This window comes from Bacteroides sp. ET71 (assembly GCF_023336905.1).
Taxonomy (GTDB): domain Bacteria; phylum Bacteroidota; class Bacteroidia; order Bacteroidales; family Bacteroidaceae; genus Bacteroides.
Genome location: NZ_JAMBLS010000163.1, coordinates 1 through 357, shown reverse-complemented (window position 1 = coordinate 357; position 357 = coordinate 1). Strand labels below are relative to the sequence as shown.

Genomic DNA, 357 nt, shown 5'->3' with positions numbered 1-357 from the left:
GGGAATGGAAATACCCTTGCCGCCTACGCAAAACCGTAGAAACATGCCGCATGGTCAAGCGTGATGAACCCAATCATCACACCATATCCCATACGCCACCTTTCCTTGACCGGTTTTGTCGCCAAGGTAGGCTTTTACGCTTGTCCGACCCGCCCGTTATTGCACGTTGCCGCCTTCGAGGGCGGAGTCGAAGGCATTGTAATGGTCGTCGTCATGCACGCTCAATGCCGCCACGAGGCTGTTCAACGTGCGCACGGCATCCAGCCGCTGTTCCGGCGAGCATTCCTCCGGATGGCTCAATACATCAATGGCGCAGGTCAGATGCGCCTTCGTCTGCTGCAAGGTGGACACATCTTG

Annotated in this window: 1 protein-coding gene; it reads right to left on the bottom strand. The window is 56.6% G+C overall.

Annotated elements, in window-relative coordinates; translation table 11 throughout:
• Positions 1-156: 156 nt before the first annotated feature.
• Positions 157-357: hypothetical protein (locus M3090_RS15695; RefSeq protein WP_249057818.1), on the bottom strand; the 201-nt coding region annotated here is incomplete at its 5' end.